Annotated in this window: 25 protein-coding genes; 17 read left to right on the forward strand and 8 right to left on the reverse strand. The window is 57.8% G+C overall.

Translation table 11 applies throughout. From position 1 onward, the window contains the following. The first annotated feature begins 4 nt into the window (after positions 1-4). From rseP to FIU92_RS07260, 10 genes are all read left to right on the forward strand, one after another. Positions 5-1357 (forward strand): RIP metalloprotease RseP, encoded by a 1353-nt coding sequence (gene rseP, locus FIU92_RS07220; protein WP_152457925.1) that lies wholly within the window; start codon positions 5-7, stop codon positions 1355-1357. A gap of 78 nt (positions 1358-1435) precedes the next feature. After that, positions 1436-1564 (forward strand): hypothetical protein, encoded by a 129-nt coding sequence (locus FIU92_RS23120; RefSeq protein WP_256367495.1) that lies wholly within the window; start codon positions 1436-1438, stop codon positions 1562-1564. Positions 1565-1799: 235 nt separating this feature from the next. Next, entirely contained in the window at positions 1800-4052 is a 2253-nt protein-coding gene (gene bamA / locus FIU92_RS07225; RefSeq protein ID WP_371419737.1) for an outer membrane protein assembly factor BamA, read from the forward strand. 6 nt (positions 4053-4058) lie between these two features. After that, positions 4059-4637, forward strand: a complete 579-nt coding sequence (locus FIU92_RS07230) for an OmpH family outer membrane protein (protein ID WP_152457927.1) — start codon at positions 4059-4061, stop codon at positions 4635-4637. A 73-nt stretch (positions 4638-4710) separates the two neighbouring features. Then, positions 4711-5184, forward strand: a complete 474-nt coding sequence (gene fabZ, locus FIU92_RS07235) for a 3-hydroxyacyl-ACP dehydratase FabZ (protein WP_152457928.1) — start codon at positions 4711-4713, stop codon at positions 5182-5184. After that, positions 5181-5966 (forward strand): acyl-ACP--UDP-N-acetylglucosamine O-acyltransferase, encoded by a 786-nt coding sequence (gene lpxA, locus FIU92_RS07240; RefSeq protein ID WP_152457929.1) that lies wholly within the window; start codon positions 5181-5183, stop codon positions 5964-5966. Before fabZ ends, lpxA begins: the two co-directional genes overlap by 4 nt. A gap of 4 nt (positions 5967-5970) precedes the next feature. After that, complete coding sequence (locus FIU92_RS07245; protein WP_152457930.1) at positions 5971-6765, forward strand: LpxI family protein; 795 nt, start codon at positions 5971-5973, stop codon at positions 6763-6765. After that, positions 6765-7931 (forward strand): lipid-A-disaccharide synthase, encoded by a 1167-nt coding sequence (gene lpxB / locus FIU92_RS07250; RefSeq protein WP_152457931.1) that lies wholly within the window; start codon positions 6765-6767, stop codon positions 7929-7931. Before FIU92_RS07245 ends, lpxB begins: the two co-directional genes overlap by 1 nt. Beyond that, positions 7924-8499: a hypothetical protein gene (locus FIU92_RS07255; protein ID WP_152457932.1), complete on the forward strand. Its 576-nt coding sequence runs from the start codon at positions 7924-7926 to the stop codon at positions 8497-8499. Before lpxB ends, FIU92_RS07255 begins: the two co-directional genes overlap by 8 nt. A gap of 99 nt (positions 8500-8598) precedes the next feature. After that, entirely contained in the window at positions 8599-9144 is a 546-nt protein-coding gene (locus tag FIU92_RS07260) for a carboxymuconolactone decarboxylase family protein (protein ID WP_152457933.1), read from the forward strand. Here the strand turns inward: FIU92_RS07260 and mnmA are convergent. Further along, positions 9141-10286 (reverse strand): tRNA 2-thiouridine(34) synthase MnmA, encoded by a 1146-nt coding sequence (gene mnmA, locus FIU92_RS07265; protein WP_152457934.1) that lies wholly within the window; start codon positions 10284-10286, stop codon positions 9141-9143. The genes FIU92_RS07260 and mnmA overlap by 4 nt on opposite strands. A 128-nt stretch (positions 10287-10414) precedes the next feature. Between mnmA and FIU92_RS07270 the strand changes: the two genes are divergently transcribed. The 5 genes from FIU92_RS07270 (at position 10415) to FIU92_RS23125 (ending at position 16209) form a co-directional block, all read left to right on the forward strand. Continuing rightward, positions 10415-10708 (forward strand): DUF1153 domain-containing protein, encoded by a 294-nt coding sequence (locus FIU92_RS07270; RefSeq protein ID WP_152457935.1) that lies wholly within the window; start codon positions 10415-10417, stop codon positions 10706-10708. 86 nt (positions 10709-10794) lie between these two features. Further along, positions 10795-11511, forward strand: a complete 717-nt coding sequence (ctrA, locus tag FIU92_RS07275; RefSeq protein WP_152457936.1) for a response regulator transcription factor CtrA — start codon at positions 10795-10797, stop codon at positions 11509-11511. Positions 11512-11634: 123 nt separating this feature from the next. Continuing rightward, the gene (gene ligA, locus FIU92_RS07280; RefSeq protein WP_152457937.1) at positions 11635-13887 is read left to right on the forward strand and encodes an NAD-dependent DNA ligase LigA; all 2253 of its coding nucleotides are present in this window, start codon (positions 11635-11637) and stop codon (positions 13885-13887) included. Continuing rightward, complete coding sequence (recG, locus tag FIU92_RS07285) at positions 13884-15974, forward strand: ATP-dependent DNA helicase RecG (RefSeq protein WP_152457938.1); 2091 nt, start codon at positions 13884-13886, stop codon at positions 15972-15974. The genes ligA and recG overlap by 4 nt, the downstream gene beginning before the upstream one ends. Before the next feature lie 112 nt (positions 15975-16086). Further along, positions 16087-16209, forward strand: coding sequence for a hypothetical protein (locus FIU92_RS23125; protein WP_256367496.1), 123 nt, complete (start codon positions 16087-16089; stop codon positions 16207-16209). 183 nt (positions 16210-16392) lie between these two features. Here the strand turns inward: FIU92_RS23125 and FIU92_RS07290 are convergent, their stop codons facing one another. Together FIU92_RS07290 and FIU92_RS07295 are read right to left on the reverse strand one after the other, a co-directional pair. Then, entirely contained in the window at positions 16393-17031 is a 639-nt protein-coding gene (locus FIU92_RS07290) for a MarC family protein (protein ID WP_152457939.1), read from the reverse strand. Between the two features lie 59 nt (positions 17032-17090). Further along, positions 17091-17543, reverse strand: coding sequence for an iron-sulfur cluster assembly scaffold protein (locus tag FIU92_RS07295; RefSeq protein ID WP_152457940.1), 453 nt, complete (start codon positions 17541-17543; stop codon positions 17091-17093). 48 nt (positions 17544-17591) lie between these two features. On the opposite strand from FIU92_RS07295, the gene hisI reads away from it, so the two are divergent. Then, complete coding sequence (gene hisI, locus FIU92_RS07300; RefSeq protein WP_152457941.1) at positions 17592-17981, forward strand: phosphoribosyl-AMP cyclohydrolase; 390 nt, start codon at positions 17592-17594, stop codon at positions 17979-17981. A gap of 10 nt (positions 17982-17991) precedes the next feature. On the opposite strand, the gene gluQRS is transcribed toward hisI, so the two are convergent. From gluQRS to FIU92_RS07320, 4 genes are all read right to left on the reverse strand, one after another. Beyond that, complete coding sequence (gene gluQRS, locus FIU92_RS07305) at positions 17992-18873, reverse strand: tRNA glutamyl-Q(34) synthetase GluQRS (protein WP_152457942.1); 882 nt, start codon at positions 18871-18873, stop codon at positions 17992-17994. Further along, complete coding sequence (locus FIU92_RS07310) at positions 18870-19484, reverse strand: class I SAM-dependent methyltransferase (RefSeq protein ID WP_152457943.1); 615 nt, start codon at positions 19482-19484, stop codon at positions 18870-18872. Before FIU92_RS07310 ends, gluQRS begins: the two co-directional genes overlap by 4 nt. A gap of 37 nt (positions 19485-19521) precedes the next feature. Then, positions 19522-20862, reverse strand: coding sequence for a methylenetetrahydrofolate--tRNA-(uracil(54)-C(5))-methyltransferase (FADH(2)-oxidizing) TrmFO (trmFO, locus tag FIU92_RS07315; RefSeq protein ID WP_152457944.1), 1341 nt, complete (start codon positions 20860-20862; stop codon positions 19522-19524). A gap of 253 nt (positions 20863-21115) precedes the next feature. Then, on the reverse strand, positions 21116-21901 hold the full coding sequence (locus tag FIU92_RS07320; protein WP_152457945.1) for an enoyl-CoA hydratase: 786 nt from the start codon (positions 21899-21901) through the stop codon (positions 21116-21118). 58 nt (positions 21902-21959) lie between these two features. On the opposite strand from FIU92_RS07320, the gene FIU92_RS07325 reads away from it, so the two are divergent. Beyond that, positions 21960-22403 (forward strand): PaaI family thioesterase, encoded by a 444-nt coding sequence (locus tag FIU92_RS07325; RefSeq protein WP_152457946.1) that lies wholly within the window; start codon positions 21960-21962, stop codon positions 22401-22403. 61 nt (positions 22404-22464) lie between these two features. Here the strand turns inward: FIU92_RS07325 and FIU92_RS07330 are convergent, their stop codons facing one another. Then, entirely contained in the window at positions 22465-22692 is a 228-nt protein-coding gene (locus tag FIU92_RS07330; RefSeq protein ID WP_152457947.1) for a DUF1127 domain-containing protein, read from the reverse strand. Between the last annotated feature and the right edge of the window lie 11 nt (positions 22693-22703).

Consider the following 22703-nt stretch of genomic DNA (forward strand, 5'->3'; position numbering starts at 1 on the left):
AATTTTGGACGTACTTTCCCTAATCCCGCAATTTGGCAATCTTCTCTGGACGATTGTCGCGTTTGTCATCGCATTGTCGGTCATCGTCGCGGTGCACGAATACGGCCACTACATTGTAGGGCGTTGGTCCGGCATCCATGCCGAAGTGTTCTCGATCGGGTTTGGCCCGGTTCTCTGGAGCCGTGTCGACAAACGGGGGACCAGATGGCAGATCGCGTTGCTGCCGTTTGGGGGGTACGTAAAGTTCCTGGGCGATGCCAATGCAGCATCGGGCAAGGATGAAAAGGCGATAGAAGGCATTGCCACCCAAAGCCCGGAAGAGCTGCGCCGCACCATGCACGGTGCCCCTTTGTGGGCACGGGCCGCAACGGTCGCGGCCGGACCTGTCTTCAACTTCGTCATGTCCATTCTGGTGTTTGGCCTGATTTTCTGGTCACAGGGCGTATCAAAAGAGCCGCTGACAGTTGGATCGTTGCAACCCTTGCCGGGCACTGTGCAGGAACTGAGAGAAGGTGATGTGATCACGGCCATCGCCGGTGTTCCGACACCTGACTATGATGAAGAGGGGGCCTGGCAGGACTTTATTGAGGCGCTGCCTGTGGAACCGGTTCTGGATTACACGGTGATCCGGGACGGTGAAACGCTGGATGTACAAGCACCATGGATGTTTCCACCCCTGATCCGCCAAGTGGCCCCACGCAGCGCGGCGATGGATATTCAGCTGAAACAAGGCGATGTCATCACGGCGGTGAACGAGGAGCCGATCTTTGCCTTCGAGCAGCTGAAGGATTTTGTCGAAGGGTCCGATGGCCGGGTTCTTCTGTTGGACGTCTGGCGGGATGGGTCCGAGCTGGAATTCGCATTGGCCCCGCGACGCACGGATGAACCTCAGCCGGATGGCGGTTTCGTCACCCATTGGCGGATTGGGATCATCGGGGGCATGATGCTGGAGCCGGCAACTGAACCGGCTGGTATTCTGGATTCACTGACCGGCGGTGTCAGACAGACGGGCCGCATTATCGAAGGGTCGCTGTCGGGTATATGGCACATGGTGACGGGGGCAATCAGCACCTGCAACATCTCGGGGCCGATCGGAATTGCCGAAACCTCGGGGGCAATGGCCAGCCAGGGGGCGCAGAACTTCATTTTCTTCATCGCGGTTCTGTCGACGGCGGTCGGATTGCTGAACCTGTTTCCGATCCCGGCATTGGATGGCGGGCATCTCGTGTTCTACGCCTATGAAGCCATTGCAGGGAAACCACCCAGTGATGGGGCCTTGCGGGTGCTCATGGGGGTAGGGATCACCTTAATTCTCACCCTCATGCTGTTTTCAGTGAGCAACGATCTGTTCTGCTAATTGTGGCGCGCGGCGCAAGATTGGGCCGCAATATTGCCTCATTCTGACGTTATGGTTTTTGCGTCTGAGGGAAAAGCCATGACCAAAACGCTGAAAAAATCGTATCAGAGCTTTAGCTTCCTGTTCGTGCTGAATTGGGATGTTCTGCTGAGCTTTGCGGTTACGGCGTTGGCTATGGCAGGTGCCGCCTATCTGGCGGCCATGTGATTCTTACCGAAATTAACGTCGTCAATTTGAATGGCAGTCTTCGCGGCTGCTTCTATTTCGCCTTTTGACAAGCTCATTCAATCCCGCTACTCAGCATTAAAGTCTTAAATTCTGGGTAGAGCATAAAATGACTGACAGGCGAGGGGCGGGCACATCCTGCGGGCAGCAAATGCCAACAAACAATATTTTGTGGCAGGCGCTAGCGGTTCTTTTCCTTTTTGTTGCTGCAAGCTTAATGACTTTTCCGCATGCAGCACAGGCGCAAAACTATACGATCAATTCGTTTGATGTTGAGGGCAATCGCCGGATTGAAACCGGTACGATCATCGCCCGAACGGGAATCGAACCTGGCCAGACTGTAACAGCGGGCCAGCTCAACGATGCCTATCAGCGTTTGCTTGACAGTGGTGTATTTGAAACAGTTGAGCTGACGCCGCGGGGGTCTACGCTGGTCATCACAGTTCAGGAATATCCGACGATCAATCAGATCAGCATCGAGGGTAACGCCCGTGTCAAAGACGACGTGTTGTTGGACGTTATCGAATCTCAGCCGCGCCGCGTCTTTACCCCGCAGTTGGCCGAGTCTGACGCCGACATGATTGCTGAAGTGTATTCAGCCCAAGGCCGAGTTGCCGCGACCGTAATCCCTCGGATTATCCGCCGTAGCGACAACCGAGTTGATCTGGTTTTTGAAGTGGCAGAAGGCACGACCATTGAAGTGGAACGTGTCAGCTTTGTTGGCAACCGTGCCTTTTCGGACCGTCGTTTGCGCCGTGTTCTGGAAACCAAGCAGGCAACCTTCCTGCGGACGTTCTTCCGGAACGACACGTTCATCGGCGATCGTATCGAGTTCGACAAGCAAGTCATTCGGGATTTCTACCTTTCACGAGGCTATGTCGACTTCCGCGTGAACAGCGCCAACGTCGAGTTTACCCGTGAAAGGGATGCTTTTTTCCTGGTGATGAATGTAACCGAGGGTCAAAAGTTCTCGTTCGGTAAAATCACGACCGTCAGCGAAATTCCGGGCGTCGATCCGGCACCTTATCAGGACGCGCTGAAGATCAAACCCGGCGTGACATATACGCCGACGCTTGTTGAAAACTCGATTACAAGACAGGAGCGACTGGGCCTGAAGCAAGGCGTGGATTTCCTTCGGGTGGAACCACGTGTTACGCGCAATGACCGCGATCTGACTTTGGATGTCGAATTTGTTCTGACAAAAGGTCCTCGGATCTTTGTCGAGCGGATCGATATTGAAGGCAACACAACCACCCTGGACCGAGTGATCCGGCGGCAGTTTGACACTGTCGAAGGTGACCCGTTCAACCCACGCGAAATCCGTCAGGCTGCGGAGCGTATCAATGCCTTGGGCTTCTTTGCTGTTGCCGAAGTCGAACCACGCGAGGGATCGTCGCCAAGCCAGGTCATTCTGGATGTAGACGTTGAAGAACAACCCACCGGCTCCTTGAGCCTCGGAGGCAGCTACTCGGTTACGGACGGTTTCGGGATTGCAATTGGTCTGAACGAATCCAACTTCCTGGGCCGTGGCCAGAACCTTGGTGTCTCGATCTCCACCGCGCAGGACTCGGAACAATATACGCTCAGCTTTACAGAGCCCTATCTGCTGGGCCGCAAGCTGCGCTTTGATCTTGGTCTGGGGCTGTCGGCTACCAATTCCGGGTTTGCAAGCTACGACACAAGCAGTCTTTTCTTTGCACCGCAGCTGACCTACGCGATTGGTGAATTGTCGGCTCTGCGGGTTCGCTATGGCTGGGACCGCAGCGAGATGACGCAGCAGGACAATGAAGTTAACGGTGCGGTGATTTCTTCTGAAATTGCGCAGGGCAAACGGACGTCCAGTTCCTTGGGACTGTCCTACATTTATGACAGCCGTCTCGGCGGCCTGGACCCCAACACTGGCGTTCTGTTTGAAGTAGGTGTTGATGCTGCTGGGCTTGGTGGGGACAACAAATACTTCAAGACCACGGCGCGTGGTATCGCGCAAACCCGGGTTTGGAACGAAGAGGTGGTGCTTCGGGCAACGATGGAACTGGGCGCTCTGCACTGGCGCGGAAACGATTTCAGCCGTACCGTTGACCGGTTTGTGCTGGGCCCCAATACTTTCCGGGGTTTCGAACCTGCGGGTATCGGACCGCGTGACCTGTCCAACGGTCAGGATGACGCGATCGGGGGCAACTACTACTGGGTTGCCCGTTTCGAAACCGACTTCCCGCTGGGTCTTCCCGAGGAACTCGGTCTACGCGGTGGCTTGTTCTATGATGTTGGCAACCTCTACAACATCGACAACGTCAATACGGCAGGTGCAACTATTGTCGGTGCAAACGGATCGATCCGGCACGTGATTGGGATTTCGGTGCTCTGGGAAACTCCATTCGGGCCGTTGCAGTTCAACTTTTCGCAGCCTCTCAAGAAAGAATCTTTCGACAAGGAGCAGAACTTTGACTTCACGATCCAGGCCCGGTTCTGATCCGCGATGCTGAACAGATTGCTTGGCAGAACACGGGGCCCGCTTTGGGCCCTGTGTGCATTTGTGACGATGGTCTCGGCGCCTTTGGCAAATGCACAGCAGCTTGGTGTGCCACAAGCCAGTGTTGTCACCCTGTCCAGTGAAGAGCTGTTTGCCAAGTCCGCCTTTGGACAGCGCGTTTTTCGCGAAATTGAAAAGGAAAGCGCCTTACTGGCCGAAGAAAACCAACGGATTGTCGCGGAACTGAGCCGCGAAGAAAAGGAACTCACCGAGCAGCGCGCCACCATGTCGGCCGACGAGTTCCGCCCCCTGGCCGAGGCGTTTGATCTCAAGGTTCAGTCCCATCGCGAGGGGCAAAGGGCAAAGCTGGATGTTCTGGCCCGTCGCAGCGAAGAAGCCCAGCAGACCTTTTCCGAAATTGTGCGCCCGGTGCTTGTCGATCTGTTGCGCGAAATCGGGGCCAGCGTGATGATCGAGCGATCCAATGTCGTCGTCAGCACGTCCGACATCACCGAAGCCGCAATCATCCGAATAAACGCTGCGATAGGTGACGGAAGCGATTTACAAGAGGGTCAGGGCGAATAGGTTCGCTTGCCCTTGCAGTGCTGTATTGCTAACCACGCAAAAAAAGAAACATCCAAAACGGGATATCTGCATCATGAGCACTGAAACCAAAAGCGCAGACATTCAGCTGATCCAGAGGATCCTGCCGCACCGCTATCCGTTTTTGCTGGTCGACAAGGTGGTAGATATCTCGGGCTATCAGTCGGCGCGTGGAATCAAAAACGTCACCATGAACGAACCGCATTTTCAGGGGCATTTCCCCGGTACGCCTATCATGCCGGGTGTCACGATTGTCGAGGCGATGGCGCAGACCGCCGGTGTGATGCTGGGTGTGGGAATGGACGTCATCGACACCGAGTTGTTGATTTACTTCATGAGCATCGACAAGTGCAAATTCCGCCGCAAGGTTGTGCCCGGTGATGTGCTGGAAATGCATGTGGAAACCGTACGTGGGAAAAAAGGCGGAAAGCTGTTCAAATTCAGCGGCCGTGCAACTGTCGAAGGCGAAGTCGCCGCCGAGGCGGAATTCTCGGCCTATGTCGACTGGGATATGGAAAAAACAACATGAACGGAGTCCATCCCAGCGCAATTATTGAAGAAGGTGCGCAGATTGGGCAGGATTGCATCATCGGTCCATTCTGCCACGTGGGCCCACAGGTGAAACTGGGCGATCGGGTCGAGTTGAAATCGCATGTGGTCGTGACGGGCGACACCTCGATTGGCGAAGATACCGTTGTGTTCAATTTCTCGGTGATTGGTGAGATCCCTCAGGATCTGAAATTCAGTGGCGAAAACACCCGGCTTGAGATTGGCAAACGCAACCGCATTCGCGAGCATGTGACAATCAATACCGGGACGGAAGGTGGCGGAGGGGTCACGCGGATCGGTGACGACTGCTTGTTGATGGCGGGTGTTCACGTGGCCCATGACGTTCAGATCGGCAACCGTGTGATCATGGTGAACCATGCCGGCGCGGCGGGGCATTGCATCGTCGAAGACGACGTGATCGTCGGTGGCATTTCGGGGTTGCATCAATGGGTGCGCGTTGGACGCGGGGCCATTATTGGCGCGCTGACCATGGTGCCGAAAGATGTTATTCCTTACGGTCTGGTACAGGCGTCGAGGGGTGAGCTGGATGGCCTAAACCTCGTCGGTCTCAAGCGCAAGGGTGTATCGCGTGAAGATATCTCGGCGCTGCGTGCGGCCTTCAAGGAATTGTCCGACGGCGAAGGCACCTTTATGGATCGCGCCAGCCGGATCGGTGAAGGCAACGAAAGCGACTATGTGCAGCAGATCGTGGATTTCGTCACCGGCCACAGTGACCGATCCTTCCTGACCCCGAGGAAATAGGGTCATGCTTGCGTTGATTGCGGGAACCGGGGCGCTGCCGACCGAAGTTGTTGCGCAGTTGACAGAACGCCCTTTGATCTGCGCGATGGAGGGGTTTCTGCCGGACACCCTGAGTGCGGATGTCGTGTTTCCTCTGGAACAGCTGGGCAGTTTCATCGCTGACCTGAAGGCGCGGGGCGTGACCGATATCTGTCTGGCTGGCGCTGTTCGGCGCCCGCCAATCGACCCCTCGCGCATTGACGCCGCGACGCTGCCATTGGTTCCGATCATCCAAAAGGCCATCCTGTCCGGGGATGACGGCGCTTTGCGCGCCGTGATCGGAATTCTTGAAGGGGCCGGCCTCACCCTCAGGGCCGCGCATGAGATCGCGCCCGGTTTGTTGCCGCCTGTGGGATGTCTGACCGAAGCCCAGCCCTCGGACGCCGACATGGCCGACGCTGACCGCGGCGCCGGGATTCTTCGGGCAATGGGGGCGGCGGATACGGGGCAGGCCTGCGCCGTGTCCAAAGGTCAGGCGCTGGCCATCGAGGGGGTGTTCGGCACCGCGTGGATGCTGCAATCCCTGACCCAACGCCCCGACGCTGGCGGCGGCATTCTGTTCAAAGGTCCCAAACCCGATCAGGATCGGCGCGCCGATTTGCCCGCCATCGGGCCGGAAACTGTTACCGACACGGTTGCGGCAGGTTTGTCCGGGATCGTTTTGGAAAAAGGCGGTGTACTGGTTCTGGAAAAAGAGCGTGTCATCGCTGAATGCAACCGTCTGGGTCTGTTTCTCTATATCCGCGAGCGGGCGGTCTGATGCGTGTCTTTCTGGTCGCCGGTGAACCTTCGGGCGACCGGTTGGGCGGCGCGCTGATGGAGGGGTTGAAAACCCTGGTGCCCGAGGTTGAATTCGACGGTGTGGGAGGCCAGCTGATGCAAGCGCAGGGCCTGCGCAGCCGGTTCCCGATGTCCGAACTCTCGGTCATGGGGCTTGTCGAAGTGCTGCCGAAGTTTTTTCACCTGAAACGGCGGATATCCGAGACGGCACAGGCGGTGCTGGACACGATACCTGATGTATTGATCACCATAGACAGCCCGGATTTCAGCTTGCGCGTCGCCAAAATCGTAAAAGCCAACAGCAAAATCCGAACCGTGCATTATGTTGCCCCCAGCGTCTGGGCCTGGCGCCCCGGGCGTGCAGACAAGATGGCAAAGGTCATCGACCATGTGCTGGCGCTTCTTCCTTTTGAACCTCCGTACATGGAGCGGGCAGGGATGGAATGCGACTTTGTCGGCCATCCAGTGGTTGGCGAACCGATAGCAACACCTGACGAGATCGCCGCCTTCCGCCACCGCTTTGATCTGGGCAATGCGCCGATCCTGCTGGCCTTGCCAGGGTCTCGGCGGGGTGAGATTGAACGTCTGGCAGAGTCTTTCGGCGGCGCGTTGCGGTTGTTTTTCGATGACCACCCGAATTACCGCGTGGTGATCCCGACCGTAGGTGCGACAACCGATCTGATAAACGACCTGGTGCCAGAATGGCCAGGCACTCCCGTGGTGCTGGACCCCCGCCAGGTGGGGGCAGAGCAAGCCACGGCCGACAAACGAGCAGCCTTTGGCGCCGCAGATCTTGCGCTTGCTGCTTCGGGAACGGTCTCGCTGGAACTTGCGGCGCAGAATACACCGATGGTCATTGCGTACAAACTCAACTGGCTGACGCAGAAAATGGCGGAACGGATGGTCAAGCTGGACACCGTTACACTGGTCAATCTGGTTTCGGAAACACGCGCCGTGCCGGAATGCCTGCTGGATGACTGTCAGCCTCAAAAAATCGCCGAAGCCTTGCGAAAGGTGGCCGGCGCGCCCGATGCGCAACAGCATGCCATGAACCTGACCATGGACAGGTTGGGGCGTGGGGGCGAAGCACCCGGCTTGCGCGCGGCGCGGGCGGTTTTGAACAGAATGCAGCCACGCAATGCTTGATCACGCGCTGTTTGCAGTCTCTGCGGGGATCGCGATGATCTCTACCAATCTGGACAATCTGGCTGTCTTGTTGGGCTTGATTCTGGTGATGGAACAGCGCCGTGCGATCGTGGGCTTTGCCGTCGCACAGACGATCGTACTTTCCCTGGCCATGACCGTGGCCGTGGGCCTGAACCAGAGCGGCCTTCCGTTTTGGATCGGCTATCTTGGCCTTGTCCCACTGGTGTTTGGCTTGCGCGGAATCTGGCATCAGTTTCGTGAGGCGGACACCGAAGGTGCGGAGTCAAAAGGGGCGGTGACTTCGGTGGTGACGCTTTTCCTGAGCCTCTCGATAGACAGTTTTGCGGTAATGACCCCTCTGCTTGCGGATTCGGCGCCGTCCTATCGGGTTGTTGCGTTGATCGGTGCGGCCAGCGCAGCCGCCTTGCTGGTTGTTGTTGCGGCATGGGGGGCGCCCCACGCCAAAAGCCTTGGCCCACGCGTTGCCCGGCTGGATCGGATTGCGCCCTATATCATGGTCTGCGTCGGGCTTTATATTCTCTTCAATTCTCCAACCGATATGTTGTGACCCGGCGAAGAGAGCGCTTCGTCTCGCATATGTGACCTGCAAGGTCTGTTGCTGGGGCGCAGGTCCAAGGTATCGTGACCCAGAAAAGGAGCTTTCGACATGACCCGCATCCCCCCTTTGTCGGATCAGGAAATGACGGCCGACGCGCGCGCGTCCCACGCTGCATTGGGCGCCTACGGACCATTTGACAACTGGGCCCGCGTCGCAGCGTATTGCCCTCCGGTTCTGAACCACGTCACGGGAATGCTGACGACCCTGCGAGAGCAGGAGAACCTGCCGCGCCGTGCGTTGGAGCTGGCGATGGTGACGGTTTCAAAACTGAATGCCTGCGATTATTGCGTCTCGCATCACACACCGCTGCTGACCGTGGCGGGGCTGAGCCCCGAAGGGGCGGCGCGTCTGCCGGACGTCGAGGATCATCCGGAACTGGATGCCTGTGACAAGGCGGTCGTGCGCTATGCCGAAGCCGTGACGATCCGGTCGGGCCGTATGAAGGATGCCGAAGTGGCGGATCTGAGGGAATGGTTCACCGATGCCCAGATCGTTGAGCTGACCTGGCGCATCGCCTTGTGCGGTGCGTTCAATCGGTTCAACGATGCATTGCAGATTCAGATCGAACCCGAGGTCGAGCCGGTTTCAGCCTAATACCCACGCCAGATCCAGCCGCCGCCGAACACGCGGCTGCCTTCGTTTGCGTAAAATACGCAGGCCTGCCCTGGCGAGATTCCTTCCTCGGGGGTCAGCAGTTCGACCTCGGCCGTGGTGTCCGACAGCGGCCGAATGATTGCCTCGCGTGGCGGGCGGGTCGAGCGGACTTTGACGGACAGATGCCATTCATCGCGTGACGAGAAGGGTTCATCGCCCAGCCAGTTGATCTCGCGCACCGGAACGACGCGCGTTGCCAGCATCTCTTTCGGGCCGACAACGACCTGCTTTTTGTCGACGTCCAGTTTGACGACGTAAAGCGGCTCGCTGAGGCCGCCGATACCAAGACCGCGACGTTGCCCGATCGTATAGTGGATCACGCCGTTGTGCTGCGCCAGTACGCGGCCATCGGCGTGAACGATCTCGCCGGGTTCCGCGGCTCCGGGGCGCAGTTTTTCGATGACGCTGGCATAGTTGCCGTCGGGCACGAAGCAGATATCCTGGCTGTCGGGCTTGTCCGCCACCGACAGCCCATACTGCGCCGCCATCTCACGGGTTGCGTCTTTTGACGGCAGGTGGCCCAGCGGGAAGCGCAGAAAATTCAATTGCTCTGGCGTGGTCGAGAACAGAAAATAGGACTGATCGCGATTGGCGTCTTCGGCGCTGTGCAGTTCCGGTCCGTTGGCGCCCATCTTGCGCTGAATGTAATGGCCGGTGGCCATGCAGTCTGCCTCGAGATCCTTGGCGGTTTCCAGAAGGTCCTTGAATTTCACGCGCTCGTTGCAGCGGATGCAGGGAACCGGCGTCGCGCCGGCCAGATAGCTGTCGGCAAACTCGTCGATCACGGCATCCTTGAAGATGTTCTCGTAATCCAGAACGTAATGTGGAAATCCCCGTTCTTCCGCCACGCGTCGCGCATCATGAATATCGATTCCAGCGCAACAGGCACCTTTCTTGGCCAATGCCGCGCCGTGGTCATATAGCTGCAAAGTCACACCGACCACATCATAGCCCTGATCGGCCAGATAGGCCGCGACAACGGAACTGTCGACGCCCCCCGACATCGCCACAACGACCCGCGTTTCCGAGGGTGGTTTGGCAAAGCCAAGCGAGTTCAGCGGGGTCTCGGTATCGAGGGCCATTGCAGATTCCAGTCCGGGTTAAGAAAGACCGGCAGAATATAGGAAAATTCTACACACTCTCAAGGGGCGGTTTCACGCGACTTTAAGTAGGCTGAGGGCAGCTTTGGTGCAGCAAGAAGGGTAAAGCGATGTATTTGCACAAAGTTGAAGGGCCAAGGTCTGTTGCTCTGCCGGATGGATCCATTTTGACGCATGCGGATTTGCCGCCCGCGAACACAAGGCGATGGGTGGCGTCACGCAAGATTCTTGTCGTGCGTGGGGTGCTTTACGGGCTGATCAGCCTGTCTGACGCAAAAAAGAAATACGGCCTGAGCGACGAAGAATTCAACGGTTGGGTTTCTTTGGTCGCGGAACACGGCGCCGAGGCGTTGAAGGCGACGGCGCTAAAAAAGTATCGACAACCTAAAGGAGAGTGTGAATAAATGATTCAACGGTAACGTCAGATTAACCATTCTTGGTCAGGTTTAATTTTAATTGGAATTATTGACCCGAATTGGAGCAGTGAAAAATGCGCATACTTCTAGTCGAGGATGATCCGACCACGTCCAAAAGCATCGAACTGATGCTGACGCATGCGAACCTGAACGTCTATGCGACGGATCTTGGCGAAGAAGGAATCGATCTGGCGAAACTCTATGACTACGACCTGATCTTGCTGGATTTGAACCTGCCGGACATGAACGGGCACGAGGTTCTGCGCCAGTTGCGGATCGCCAGGGTGGAAACGCCGATTCTGATTTTGTCCGGTGCTGATGATACCGAAAGCAAGATCAAGGGATTCGGCTTTGGTGCCGATGATTATCTGACCAAACCCTTCCATCGCGAAGAACTGGTGGCACGCATCCATGCCATCATCCGCCGTTCCAAAGGGCATTCGCAATCGATCATTCATACAGGGCGAATTGCGGTGAACCTTGATGCAAAAACCGTGGAAGTGGATGGCAAGACGGTTCATTTGACCGGCAAAGAATACCAGATGCTCGAGCTGCTCAGCCTGCGCAAGGGGACGACTTTGACCAAGGAAATGTTTCTGAACCACCTGTATGGCGGAATGGATGAACCTGAACTGAAAATCATTGATGTTTTCATCTGCAAACTGCGCAAAAAGCTCAGCAATGCGACCGGCGGAGAGAACTATATCGAAACCGTCTGGGGCCGTGGCTATGTGCTGCGAGATCCGCAAAGCAACACGCTGGACGAAACACGGATGGCGGTCGGGCTTTGATTTGAACCACCCGTGCCGCCGGTGGTCCAGGGCGGCACATTGCACTCACGGCTCAGCACGTCTGGACCTGGCCATGGCCTCGCCCTATCACTGAGGTCCAAGTACGCGTGACAGGGCGAGGCCATGAGCAACTTAATTTCCATATCCGAGCTGACGGAAGATGAGGCGCGTGCCGAGCTTGCACGTCTGGCCGAACTATTGTCGAAAGCAAACACGCTGTATCACACGGCTGATGCGCCTGACATGTCGGATGCCGACTATGACGCTCTCAAACGGCGCAATGCCGAGATAGAAGCGCGCTTCCCTCATCTCAAGCGTCCCGACAGCCCGACGGATCAAGTGGGTGCAAAGCCTGCTGATGGTTTTTCGAAAGTCACGCACGCCGTGCGCATGATGTCGCTGGGCAACGCTTTCGATGATGACGACGTGGCCGATTTCGACAGGTCGATCCGGAAATACCTGGGCATTGGGGCTGGTGAAAGTCTGGCCTACACCGCCGAACCCAAGATTGATGGCCTGTCGCTGTCATTGCGGTATGAAAACGGACGGCTTGTTCAGGCTGCCACGCGCGGAGATGGTGAAGTCGGTGAAAGCGTAACTGCCAACGCCCGCACGGTATCCGATATCCCGCAGCACCTGAAAAACGCGCCCGAGGTTCTGGAAGTCAGGGGTGAGGTTTACATGTCTCACGCGGATTTCGAGGCGTTGAACGCGCGGCAGGCAGAGCGCGGCGGAAAACCCTTTGCCAATCCAAGAAACGCGGCGGCGGGGTCTTTGCGGCAACTGGATCCGGAAATCACGCGCGCGCGCCCGTTGCGTTTCTTTGCTTACGCCTGGGGAGAGGTTTCAGAGCCATTGTCTGACTCGCAGATGGGGGCGATCGAGCGGTTGAAATCACTTGGATTTTCGACGAATCCCCTGACCCGCTTGTGCAAAACGACGCAAGAGATGCTGGAGCATTACCGGGATATCGAAGCGCAACGTTCCACCTTGGGCTATGACATCGACGGGGTCGTCTACAAGGTGAATGATCTGTCGCTTCAGGCGCGTTTGGGGTTCCGCTCAACCACGCCGCGATGGGCGATTGCTCACAAGTTCCCGGCCGAACTGGCCTGGACGAGGCTGGAAGCGATCGACATTCAGGTCGGTCGTACAGGCGCGCTTAGCCCGGTTGCACGGTTGCATCCGGTGACGGTGGGCGGTGTTGTTGTGTCCAACGCCACCTTGCACAACGAAGACTATATCGCGGGGCGCGATGCCAAGGGCGGCGCGATCCGCGATGGCAAGGATATTCGTGTCGGTGACTGGGTTCAGGTATACCGCGCCGGGGATGTGATTCCGAAACTGTCAGATGTTGATCTGTCCAAGCGCCCGGCCGGTTCGCAGCCCTTTATCTTTCCGACGCGCTGTCCGGAATGTCAAAGCGAGGCGATCCGTGAAGAAGGTGATGCGGTCCGTCGCTGCACCGGTGGTTTGATTTGCCCCGCGCAGGCCGTTGAAAAGCTGAAACATTTCGTCTCGCGCAAGGCGTTTGACATAGAAGGCCTTGGCGCGAAACAGATCGAGATGTTCTATGATGATCCGATCCTTCCGATAAAGACTCCGGCGGATATCTTTACATTGGAACAGCGTGACAGGGCCAATCTGGCACGGCTGAAAAACCGGGATGGGTGGGGGGAAACCTCGGCCAGAAATCTGTTTGCCGCGATCGACGAAAAGCGGACTATTCCATTTGCGCGCCTGTTGTTCGCTTTGGGCATTCGACATGTCGGCGAGGTCGGAGCGCGCGATCTGGCGCTGTTTTACCGCGATTGGGAGACCATGACGCAGGCCCTGGACACCGCCCGCCCGGCAGCTCTGGCTCAGCGGCAAGCGGATGAGGCCGAGGATGCCGAACGGGCGGCCGCGCTGGCAGAAGGTCGTCGGGCACGTGTCAAGGAAGTGCGGGATGCGGCCATAACCGCGGCGCGCGTTCCGCCGGATGCCAATGCCGCCTGGGCTGAATTGATCGGAATAGACGGGATCGGCGCAACGCTGGGTCTGTCCCTGTCCGATGCGTTTTCGAACGTGGAAGAGAGGCGCGCGTTCAATACGTTGCGCAAGGAACTGACAATCGTCGCACCTGATGCGCCCGCCTCAGACAGCCCGGTGGCTGGCAAGACGGTCGTGTTCACCGGCACTCTGGAAAAGATGACCCGCGCCGAGGCAAAGGCACGGGCCGAGGCGTTGGGTGCGAAGGTTTCCGGTTCCGTCAGCAAGAAAACAGATATTCTGGTCGCCGGGCCCGGTGCGGGTTCGAAAGCCAGGAAAGCGGCAGAGCTGGGTATCGAAACCCTGGATGAGGATGGCTGGTTGCAGCTGATCGAAGGCGCATGAGCGGGAGGCCGGAACAGCTGTTCCCGCTGTTTGCGGGGCTTGAAACACTCGAGGGCGTCGGCCCCAAGACCGCGCAAGTTCTGGAACAGGCCGGCGTTGAGAGCCCACGCGACGTTCTGTTCGGCCTACCTTATGCCGTCGTCGACCGACGTCGGCGAGAGACGATTCAGGGCGTCGATCTGCCTGCGACGTTGACGGTTGAAGTGACGGTCGGCCCACACAGGCCGCCTCGAAACAAGGGTGGCGCATACCGCGTGCATGTCGAAGACAGCCAGGCCGATTTTCAGCTGGTTTTCTTTCACGCGCGCGGGGACTATCTGAAGAAAGTACTGCCTCAGGGCGCGCGCCGTGTGATATCGGGCAAGCTGGAGCTGTTCGACGGCATGGCTCAGATGGTGCATCCGGATCATATGTTGCCGGTCGAGCAAGCCAGTGAAATTCCGGAATTCGAACCGGTATATCATCTGACACAGGGGCTGACTCAAAAAACGGCCTTCAAGGCCACCCGCAGCGCATTGGCGCGGGCGCCAAAGCTGGCGGAATGGATCGACCCGGCGCAGATGGCACAGCAAAACTGGCCGGATTGGATCTCGGCAATTCGTGCCGGTCACAATCCTCAGGGGGCTGATGATGTCTCACCATTTGCGCCCGCGCGTCAGCGCCTGGCCTATGACGAGTTGTTCGCCCATCAGATGACGCTGGCTCTGGCGCGTCAGCGAGAGCGGAAATCCCGTGGTGTCGTCAGCGTAGGGACAGGCGCGTTGCAATCCAGGGTGTTGGCCAGCCTTCCTTATCGTCCGACCAGCGCACAAAGCCGCGCGATCGAGGAAATCGCGGCCGATATGGCATCGGATTCCCGCATGAACCGATTGTTGCAGGGTGATGTGGGGGCCGGCAAGACATTGGTGGCCTTCATGGCCCTTCTGATTGCAGTCGAGGCCAAAGGGCAGGGCGTGATGATGGCCCCGACCGAGATACTCGCCCGCCAGCACCTAGAAGGGTTGCGACCGCTGGCGGAAGAGGCCGGAGTGGTGCTGGAACTGCTCACCGGGCGTGACAAGGGCGCAGAGCGGCGCGCCAAGCTTGAGGCTTTGAAAAATGGCAATATCCAAATTCTGGTTGGCACCCATGCCGTGTTTCAGAGTGATGTTGAATTCAAAGCGCTGTGCTTGGCCATAGTTGATGAACAGCACCGGTTCGGCGTGCGCCAGAGGATGGAGCTGTCGGAAAAAGGGCAGGGCGCGGATGTTCTGGTGATGACCGCCACCCCGATTCCACGCAGTCTGGCGCTGGCGCAATATGGCGATATGGATGTCTCGGTGCTGGACGAAAAGCCGCCGGGGCGCAAACCGATCAAGACAGCGATTGTCAGTACGCAGCGCATGGACGAGGTCGTGTCGCATCTGCGTCGGGCGATTGATGAGGGGCGGCAATGTTATTGGGTCTGCCCTTTGGTCGATGAATCAGAGGTTTCAGATCTGACGGCAGCTGAAGAACGGTTCAAACGCTTGCGTGCCATATTGGGCGAAGGTGTGGTCGGGCTGGTTCACGGGCAAATGCCGCCGTCGGAAAAAGACGCGGCAATGTCCGCATTCCAGAACGGGGACACCAAGGTTCTTGTGGCCACGACCGTCATAGAAGTGGGGGTCAATGTGCCCAATGCCACGATCATGGTCATCGAACGGGCCGAAATCTTTGGTCTGGCCCAACTGCATCAATTGCGCGGCCGCGTGGGCCGGGGTGATGCGGAATCGACGTGTTTGTTGATGTATCAGCCGCCGCTCAGCGAGGGGGGGCGCAAAAGGCTGGAGGTTCTGCGTGAAACCGAAGACGGGTTCCGTATTTCGGAAACCGATCTGGAGATGCGCGGCGCCGGGGATCTGATCGGAACTGCGCAGTCCGGTCTGCCAAAGTTCCGCATTGCGGATCTCGAGCGTCAGGCCGGCTTGATGGCCGTGGCCCAATCCGATGCCCGGGCATTGCTGAATGCGGATCCCAAGCTGACCTCGGCCCGGGGGCGCGCGGCGCGCGTACTTTTGTGGCTGATGAAGCAGGATCAGGCGATCCGTTTGATTTCAGTAGGTTAGGCAAAAAGTTCCGGAAAGTTCACAAATGTTCTTAAAAAGTTCTTTACCGACTCGGATAAATATGAGAACAAAAGGTCAACAAAGGATTAAAGCTCTGACCGGAGGTGATACTATGCTGACCCAGATCAAGACCGTATTCAGCCGCTCACAATCGACGATCCTACAGGATGCCGTGGGCGTGATGTCTCTGGTCGTGATCCTGATGGTCGCCTTGCACCTGCCGGTTGGCTTCTAAACCTTTCTGCCTGCGATCTCGTGCCGAAAAAACCGCGCTGTCATCCCCATTTCAGTCAAGGGTGACCTGCCTGTCCCAAACCCCTTGAGGGGCCTTGCCTCGGCCCCGTGCGGTAATCCGGACCCCACGCGAGACACGCAATGCCTACCGCCGCCCTTTCGCCCGGAAGGTGCGGCGGTTTTTTTACAACTGGCCGGTTTTGAAAATCTCAAGCAATGCGGACAGGACCGAATTGACCGCGACCGAGGCTAGGATCATCCCCATGATACGGCTGATGATCGCTGCTCCTGAATGGCCAATCAGGCGGATGATCGGTTCGGCCAGAAGCATGAGAACGAAGGCAACTACTAAAACCGACAGCATGACCAATGCGGTAATCCCCTGATCGGCTGCACTGTATCTATGGTTGTCCGTCAGGATCACCACTGCAAGCATCGCGCCGGGCGAGGCCAGAGACGGAACCGCAAGAGGAAATATCGCGGGATTCTGCTTGTGATACTTATCTTCCTGATCCTCTTCGGCCTGACGCTGTTCTATGTCTTGTTTGCTTTCGCCAAAGATCATGGTCAGAGCGAACAGAAACAGGATGATGCCGCCTGCGACCTGAAATGAATTCAGTCCTATATCCAGCGCTTCGATCAGCAATTGCCCAAACACGAGAAAGAACAAAAGGACACCGGCGCTTATTATCGATGCCAACAGCGCTGTTTTGCGACGCGCGGCGGCCTCCAGCCCCGCAGTGACGGCAATGAAAACGGGAATAGTTCCAATCGGGTCAATCACGACCCAAAGAGTTACAAAATGCTCGAGTAGATTTTCCAAAACCCATCCCTCCTTAAATTTAAGCGGAAGGTAAACGGGTTTACATCAAATAGCTATGATCAGGCGCAATCTGCCTGTTCGGCCTGCGCCATGGCTTCGGCGGCGGCATCCAGCGCCAGCAGAATTGACGCGTGGCGGTTCTTGTAGTCCCGCGCCGGCATCAGGACCTCAAGACCGTCAAACGGCGCATCCGGGGCGGGGCCGTCCTTTTTCAACATGGCAGCAAGCTGATCGCGCGCTGCTTCGACCTGCGCGCGCGTGGCACCAATGATCGCGTCGCCAACCACCGAAGCAGAGGCCTGCCCCAGCGCGCAGGCTTTGACATCCTGCCCGAAGGCGCTGACACGTCCATCCTGAACCTTCAGATCAACCGTCACGGTAGAGCCGCAAAGAGGCGAGCGTTTCTTGACCGTTGCATCCGGGTTTTCCAACCGATCCAGATGCGGGATGTCCGCCGCCAACGCCAGAATGCGTCCGGAATACAGCTTGATCAGGTCGTTTTCGCCGCTCATGGCTTTCCCTCGTCGTGTGTTCCTCATACATAGTGGCCAGCCCAACGGATGCAAAAGGTTTTTGTCATGTCTCACCCCGTCGCGTTTGATCCATCGACTCTGAAATATAACGAGGCGGGACTGATTCCGGCAATTGCGCAGGATGAGGTGTCGGGCGAAGTTCTGATGATGGCATGGATGAACGCACAGGCCATTGAAAAGACGCTGGAAACGGGCAGGGTGACCTATTGGTCGCGCTCGCGCCAGTCTTTCTGGATCAAGGGCGAAACTTCGGGCCATGTGCAGGAACTGGTGGATTTCCGCATCGACTGTGACCGCGATTGCCTGTTGGTTCTGGTGCGTCAAACCGGTGCTGCCTGTCACACCAATCGCCGGACGTGCTTTTATACTGCGGTGCGGGACGGAGCCGAGACCGAACTGATGGCCCCGATGGCGTAACCGAGCCAGATCAAAGTCCCACCATATGCCGGATGTCTGCCGGGCTGGCACCATCGGCCCGGTATTTCGCGATGGCACGCGCATCGTCGCGTTTCGCCAGCCGTTTGCCGGCGTCATCGCGGATCAGATCGTGATGATAATACGCAGGCGTCGGCAAATCCAACAGCACCTGAAGCAGCACATGGATGCGGGTGGCTTCGAACAGATCCTGACCTCGGACTACATGGGTGATCCCCTGGGCAGCGTCGTCAAGAACGACGGACAAATGGTAGGACGTGCCCATGTCGCGGCGGGCCAGTACGATATCGCCGACATTGGTTTCCAACTCATCCGGGGTGAAAGAAATTGTTCCTGTTTCGCCACCGGGGCCGGAGCCCAGTTCCAAGAATTGGAATTTGGCCGGATCGTGGATTGTTCGACAGGCCTTGGTAACATCCAGTCGCAACACCTGGTCCCTTGGGTGAGGGTTTTGACTTAAGTCTGTGCCCTGGTTAATTTTTCGACACGTACCGGGATAGATAATTCCGTCTGGACCAAACAAGGGCGCGCCTTCCTGGGGCGCGCTTGCGGCGGCGGCAATATCTTTGCGATTGCACAGGCAAGGATACAGAAGACCTTTCATCCACAACCGCTCCAACGCGCGATCATAGATACTCAGCCGATCTGATTGACGCAGCACCGGTTCCGGCCATGTCAGCCCCAACCAATTGAGGTCATCATAGATCTGATCCTCCCAATGCGGACGCGAGCGGGACCGATCGATATCTTCGATGCGAAGCAAGAACCGGCCGTGTTCGGATCTGGCCATGTCGCTGGCGATCATCGCAGAATACGCGTGCCCAAGGTGAAGCGGGCCAGTCGGGGATGGCGCGAAACGCGTTACGAAAGTCACGCTTTTTCTATAACATACACGTCAGAGTTAAGGTTGATGCCGGGCAAGTGCGGCCCGTGTTCACGAAATAGCAAACGTGCGGCACCCATGTCGACCCAATCCGTCAGTCGGCAGGTGAATTTGTGATCTGACAGCGCATGGTCGTTCAGGGAAAACGCCAGCAACCCACCTTTGGGCAAGGCGTGCATCAACTGGTCGAATGTCTCGGGCGGGGCCGCGCCCTGACCGATGACACCGATGGCGGTGATCACCGAATACGTGCCGCGCCTGAGCGGGGCCGGTTTGGTGATGTCAAACCCGGTCAGGGTTCTGTAAACACCCTTGGCCTCTGCCTCTTCCAGCATTTTGGGGGTGGGGTCGATGCCATCGATGACCTCAAATCCCGCCGCCCGCAAGGCGAGACCGGAAAGCCCCGTTCCGCAGCCGAAGTCCAGAATCGGCGTTTGGGGGTGAGGGTGGAATTGCCACAAAGCCGCGGCCACCCGTCCCGGGGTTGCATATCCCTGTTCCGCGACCTCTTCTTCATAGGTCGCGGCCCAGTTCTGATAATGCGTTTCAGTGTCTTCAGGTGTGTCGAGATTGTAGGTGCTGTCCAGGAACTTGTCGCTCATCCGGTCATGCTAGGCCGAGATCACGCCGCGCGTCCAGTCAGCATTGATCCAACCAGGTTTGCCATTCAGTCTTGGCACGATCGGTATAGGCCTTGTACCGGTCTTTCCGGCCGCGCCGCCCGCCTTTCAGGCCGTCCACGGGGCGAAACAGGCCAAAGTTTACGTTCATCGGCTGAAACGTCTTGGCTTCGGCCCCGCCGGTAATGTGATGGATCAACGCACCCATTGCACTGTCTTTGGGCACTTCGGGCAAATCACGACCCTGTATTTCGGCGGCGGCCATGCGACCGGCAAGCAATCCCATCGCGGCGCTTTCAACATAGCCTTCGACGCCCGTAATCTGCCCGGCAAAGCGGATGTTGGGCTTGGATTTCAAGCGCATCTGTGCATCGAGCAGGGTAGGAGAGTTGATGAACGTGTTGCGGTGGATGCCGCCCAGCCGGGCAAAGCTGGCGTTTTCCAAGCCGGGGATCATGCGGAACACGTCGGTCTGGGCGCCGTATTTCATCTTGGTCTGAAACCCCACGATGTTGAACAATGTGCCCAACGCGTTATCGCGCCGCAACTGAACCACGGCATGGGGTTTGACGTCAGGCGCATGGGGGTTTGTCAGCCCAACAGGCTTCATCGGACCGTGGCGCAAGGTTTCGCGCCCGCGTTCGGCCATGACTTCAATGGGAAGGCAGCCATCAAAATAGCCTGCGGTCTCACCTTCGTGAAACTCGGTTTTGTCCGCTGCCAGAAGGGCGTCGATGAAAGCCTCGTACTGATCACGGTCCATCGGGCAGTTCAGGTAAGCCGTGCGTTCTTCCTCGGTCTCGCCTTTGTCATACCGGGATTGCATCCACGCTTTGCTCATGTCGATGCTGTCGGCATAGACAATGGGTGCGATTGCATCGAAGAAGGCCAGCGCGTCCGATCCCGTTTCCGCCCGGATGGCTTCTCCCAATGCGGGTGAGGTCAACGGGCCGGTCGCAAATATCCAATGGCCGTCATCAGGCAGCGAGGTGACTTCCTGATCGGTGACGCTCACGCGTGGGTGGGCGCGGAGTTTCGCGGTGACCGTTTCGGCAAACGGGTCGCGATCCACGGCCAGAGCCCCCCCGGCAGGAAGCCTGTGTGCGTCGGCTGTTCTCATGATCAGCCCATTGGCTGCCCGCATTTCCCAGTGCAGCAGACCGACGGCATTCTGTTCATCATCATCCGATCGGAACGAGTTCGAACACACCATTTCCGCCAGGTTTCCTGTCTGATGTGCGAAGGTGCCAACGGTGGGGCGCATTTCATGAATGATCACTTCAACGCCCATTTCAGCGGCTTGCCAGGTCGCTTCGGACCCGGCCATTCCACCGCCGACGATATGCAAAACTTGTGTCATGTGCAGCCACATAGGGCACCGCACACACAGGCGCAACTGCCGTATTGTATGTGACTGATTTGGTGGAGGGGTCTTGGGGTCGCCGCTGCGGGAATGTCAGCGCTGGTGAGAGAGACCAGCTGGAGGGACCTTCCGCCCACGGCGACCCAAAAGTGTCTTGAGGCCTTGGCCTCGACCCAGCTTTGCCACAGAGTTGCCCTTTTGAAAAGTGCAAAAATGAAGACAGTGGCAAAAAATGTTCAAAACAATTGCGTCATTGGGTCCAATTCGGGGGGCGCTTTTCAATAAAGGCGGAAATGCCTTCTTCTGTATCGCGGTACAACATATTCTGCGCCATTGCGTCTCCGGTATAGGCATAAGCCTGGTCCAAAGGCATTTGCAGTTGTTGATAGAACGCTTCTTTGCCGATCTTCACGGCCACGCCAAGCTTGGATGCGACCAGTTCCGCAAGCCCGTTGGCTTCTTGTTCCAGCAGCGCTTCTGGAACGACGCGATTTACCAGCCCCAATTCGGCGGCGCGCTCTGCTGAAATGAATTCGCCGGTGGTCAGCATTTCAAAGGCCTGCTTTCTGGGGATGTTGCGGCTGAGAGCCACCATCGGCGTGGAACAGAACAGGCCGATATTGACCCCGTTTACACCAAACCGTGTTCCTTCCGCCGCCACTGCCATGTCGCAGGTTGCAACCAGCTGACACCCGGCGGCGGTCGCAATGCCATGGACTTGCGCGATAACGGGTTGCGGCAGGGACTGGATCGACATCATCATCCGGGCGCAACGGGAAAAGAGATCCTGAAAGTAGGCCTTGCCGCCATCTTCGGATTGGCGTCCGGCCGTCATCTGCTTCAGGTCATGCCCGGCGCAAAACGCCTTTCCCGACCCTGACAGGACCACGGCCCGGATCGAGCCGTCGTCGCGCAGCGCATCAAGTTCGGCTTGCAGCGCAGCCAGCATCTCATCACTTAGTGCGTTCAGCCGGTCCGGGGCGTTCAGTGTCAGCCGTGCCACCGCGCCCGTGTCGTAACGTTCCAGAATTGCCATCTTGCCCTCCGTTCCCAAGTTGGGCCAACTCTAGGTCGGCAAGAGCAGGAGGGGAAGTATGGCTTTGGCAATGAATCGGGACGAACTGTCACAATACCTCAAAGAGGTGTTCCCGCAGGTGCACAAGGATTTCGTCGTCGAAGATTTGACCGAAGACACGATCACCATGCGCCTTGTGGTTCAGGAGCAGCATCTGCGGCCCGGGGGCACGGTATCGGGCCCGTCGATGTTCGGGCTTGCCGATGTCAGTGTCTATGCGATGGTTCTGGCACGAAAAGGGCGTCAGTCACTGGCCGTCACCACCAACAGTTCTTTTGATTTCCTGCGCAAGCCGGAAGGCGGCGCCGATATGATTGCGGCCTGTCGTTTGTTGAAGCTGGGAAAAACACTGGCCGTTGGGGATGTGCTTTTATACTCGGAAGGCAGTGATCTTCCGGTTGCGCGGGCAACGCTGACCTATTCCCTGCCGCCAGCAGGGTCCGCCGCCGCGAATTTCGGATAAAAAAGGCCGGGGACAGGCCCCGGCCCAGGAAGAGGTCCCAATAATTGGGACTGGGGATCAGTCAGGGCTGCCAGAAAAAGCGCTTTGTTTCCCGGCCAGCCTGATGGCGGGTCAGCCCGACGTCCTGAAGCAGACGGTCATCCAGATAGCTCAGATTGACGCGACTGCGGCGACGGCGTTCCCATTGAGTGACCGCCGCCGCAAACCGCACGGCCAGAGCCGCGAGCAGAGGCAGCCGTGGGCTGTCGTTCAGCAGCAGAAGGGCGGGGGTGTGCATTGTGCGTGTCATCTCGGAATTCC

The sequence above is a fragment of the Ruegeria sp. THAF33 genome (assembly GCF_009363615.1).
GTDB lineage: Bacteria > Pseudomonadota > Alphaproteobacteria > Rhodobacterales > Rhodobacteraceae > Ruegeria.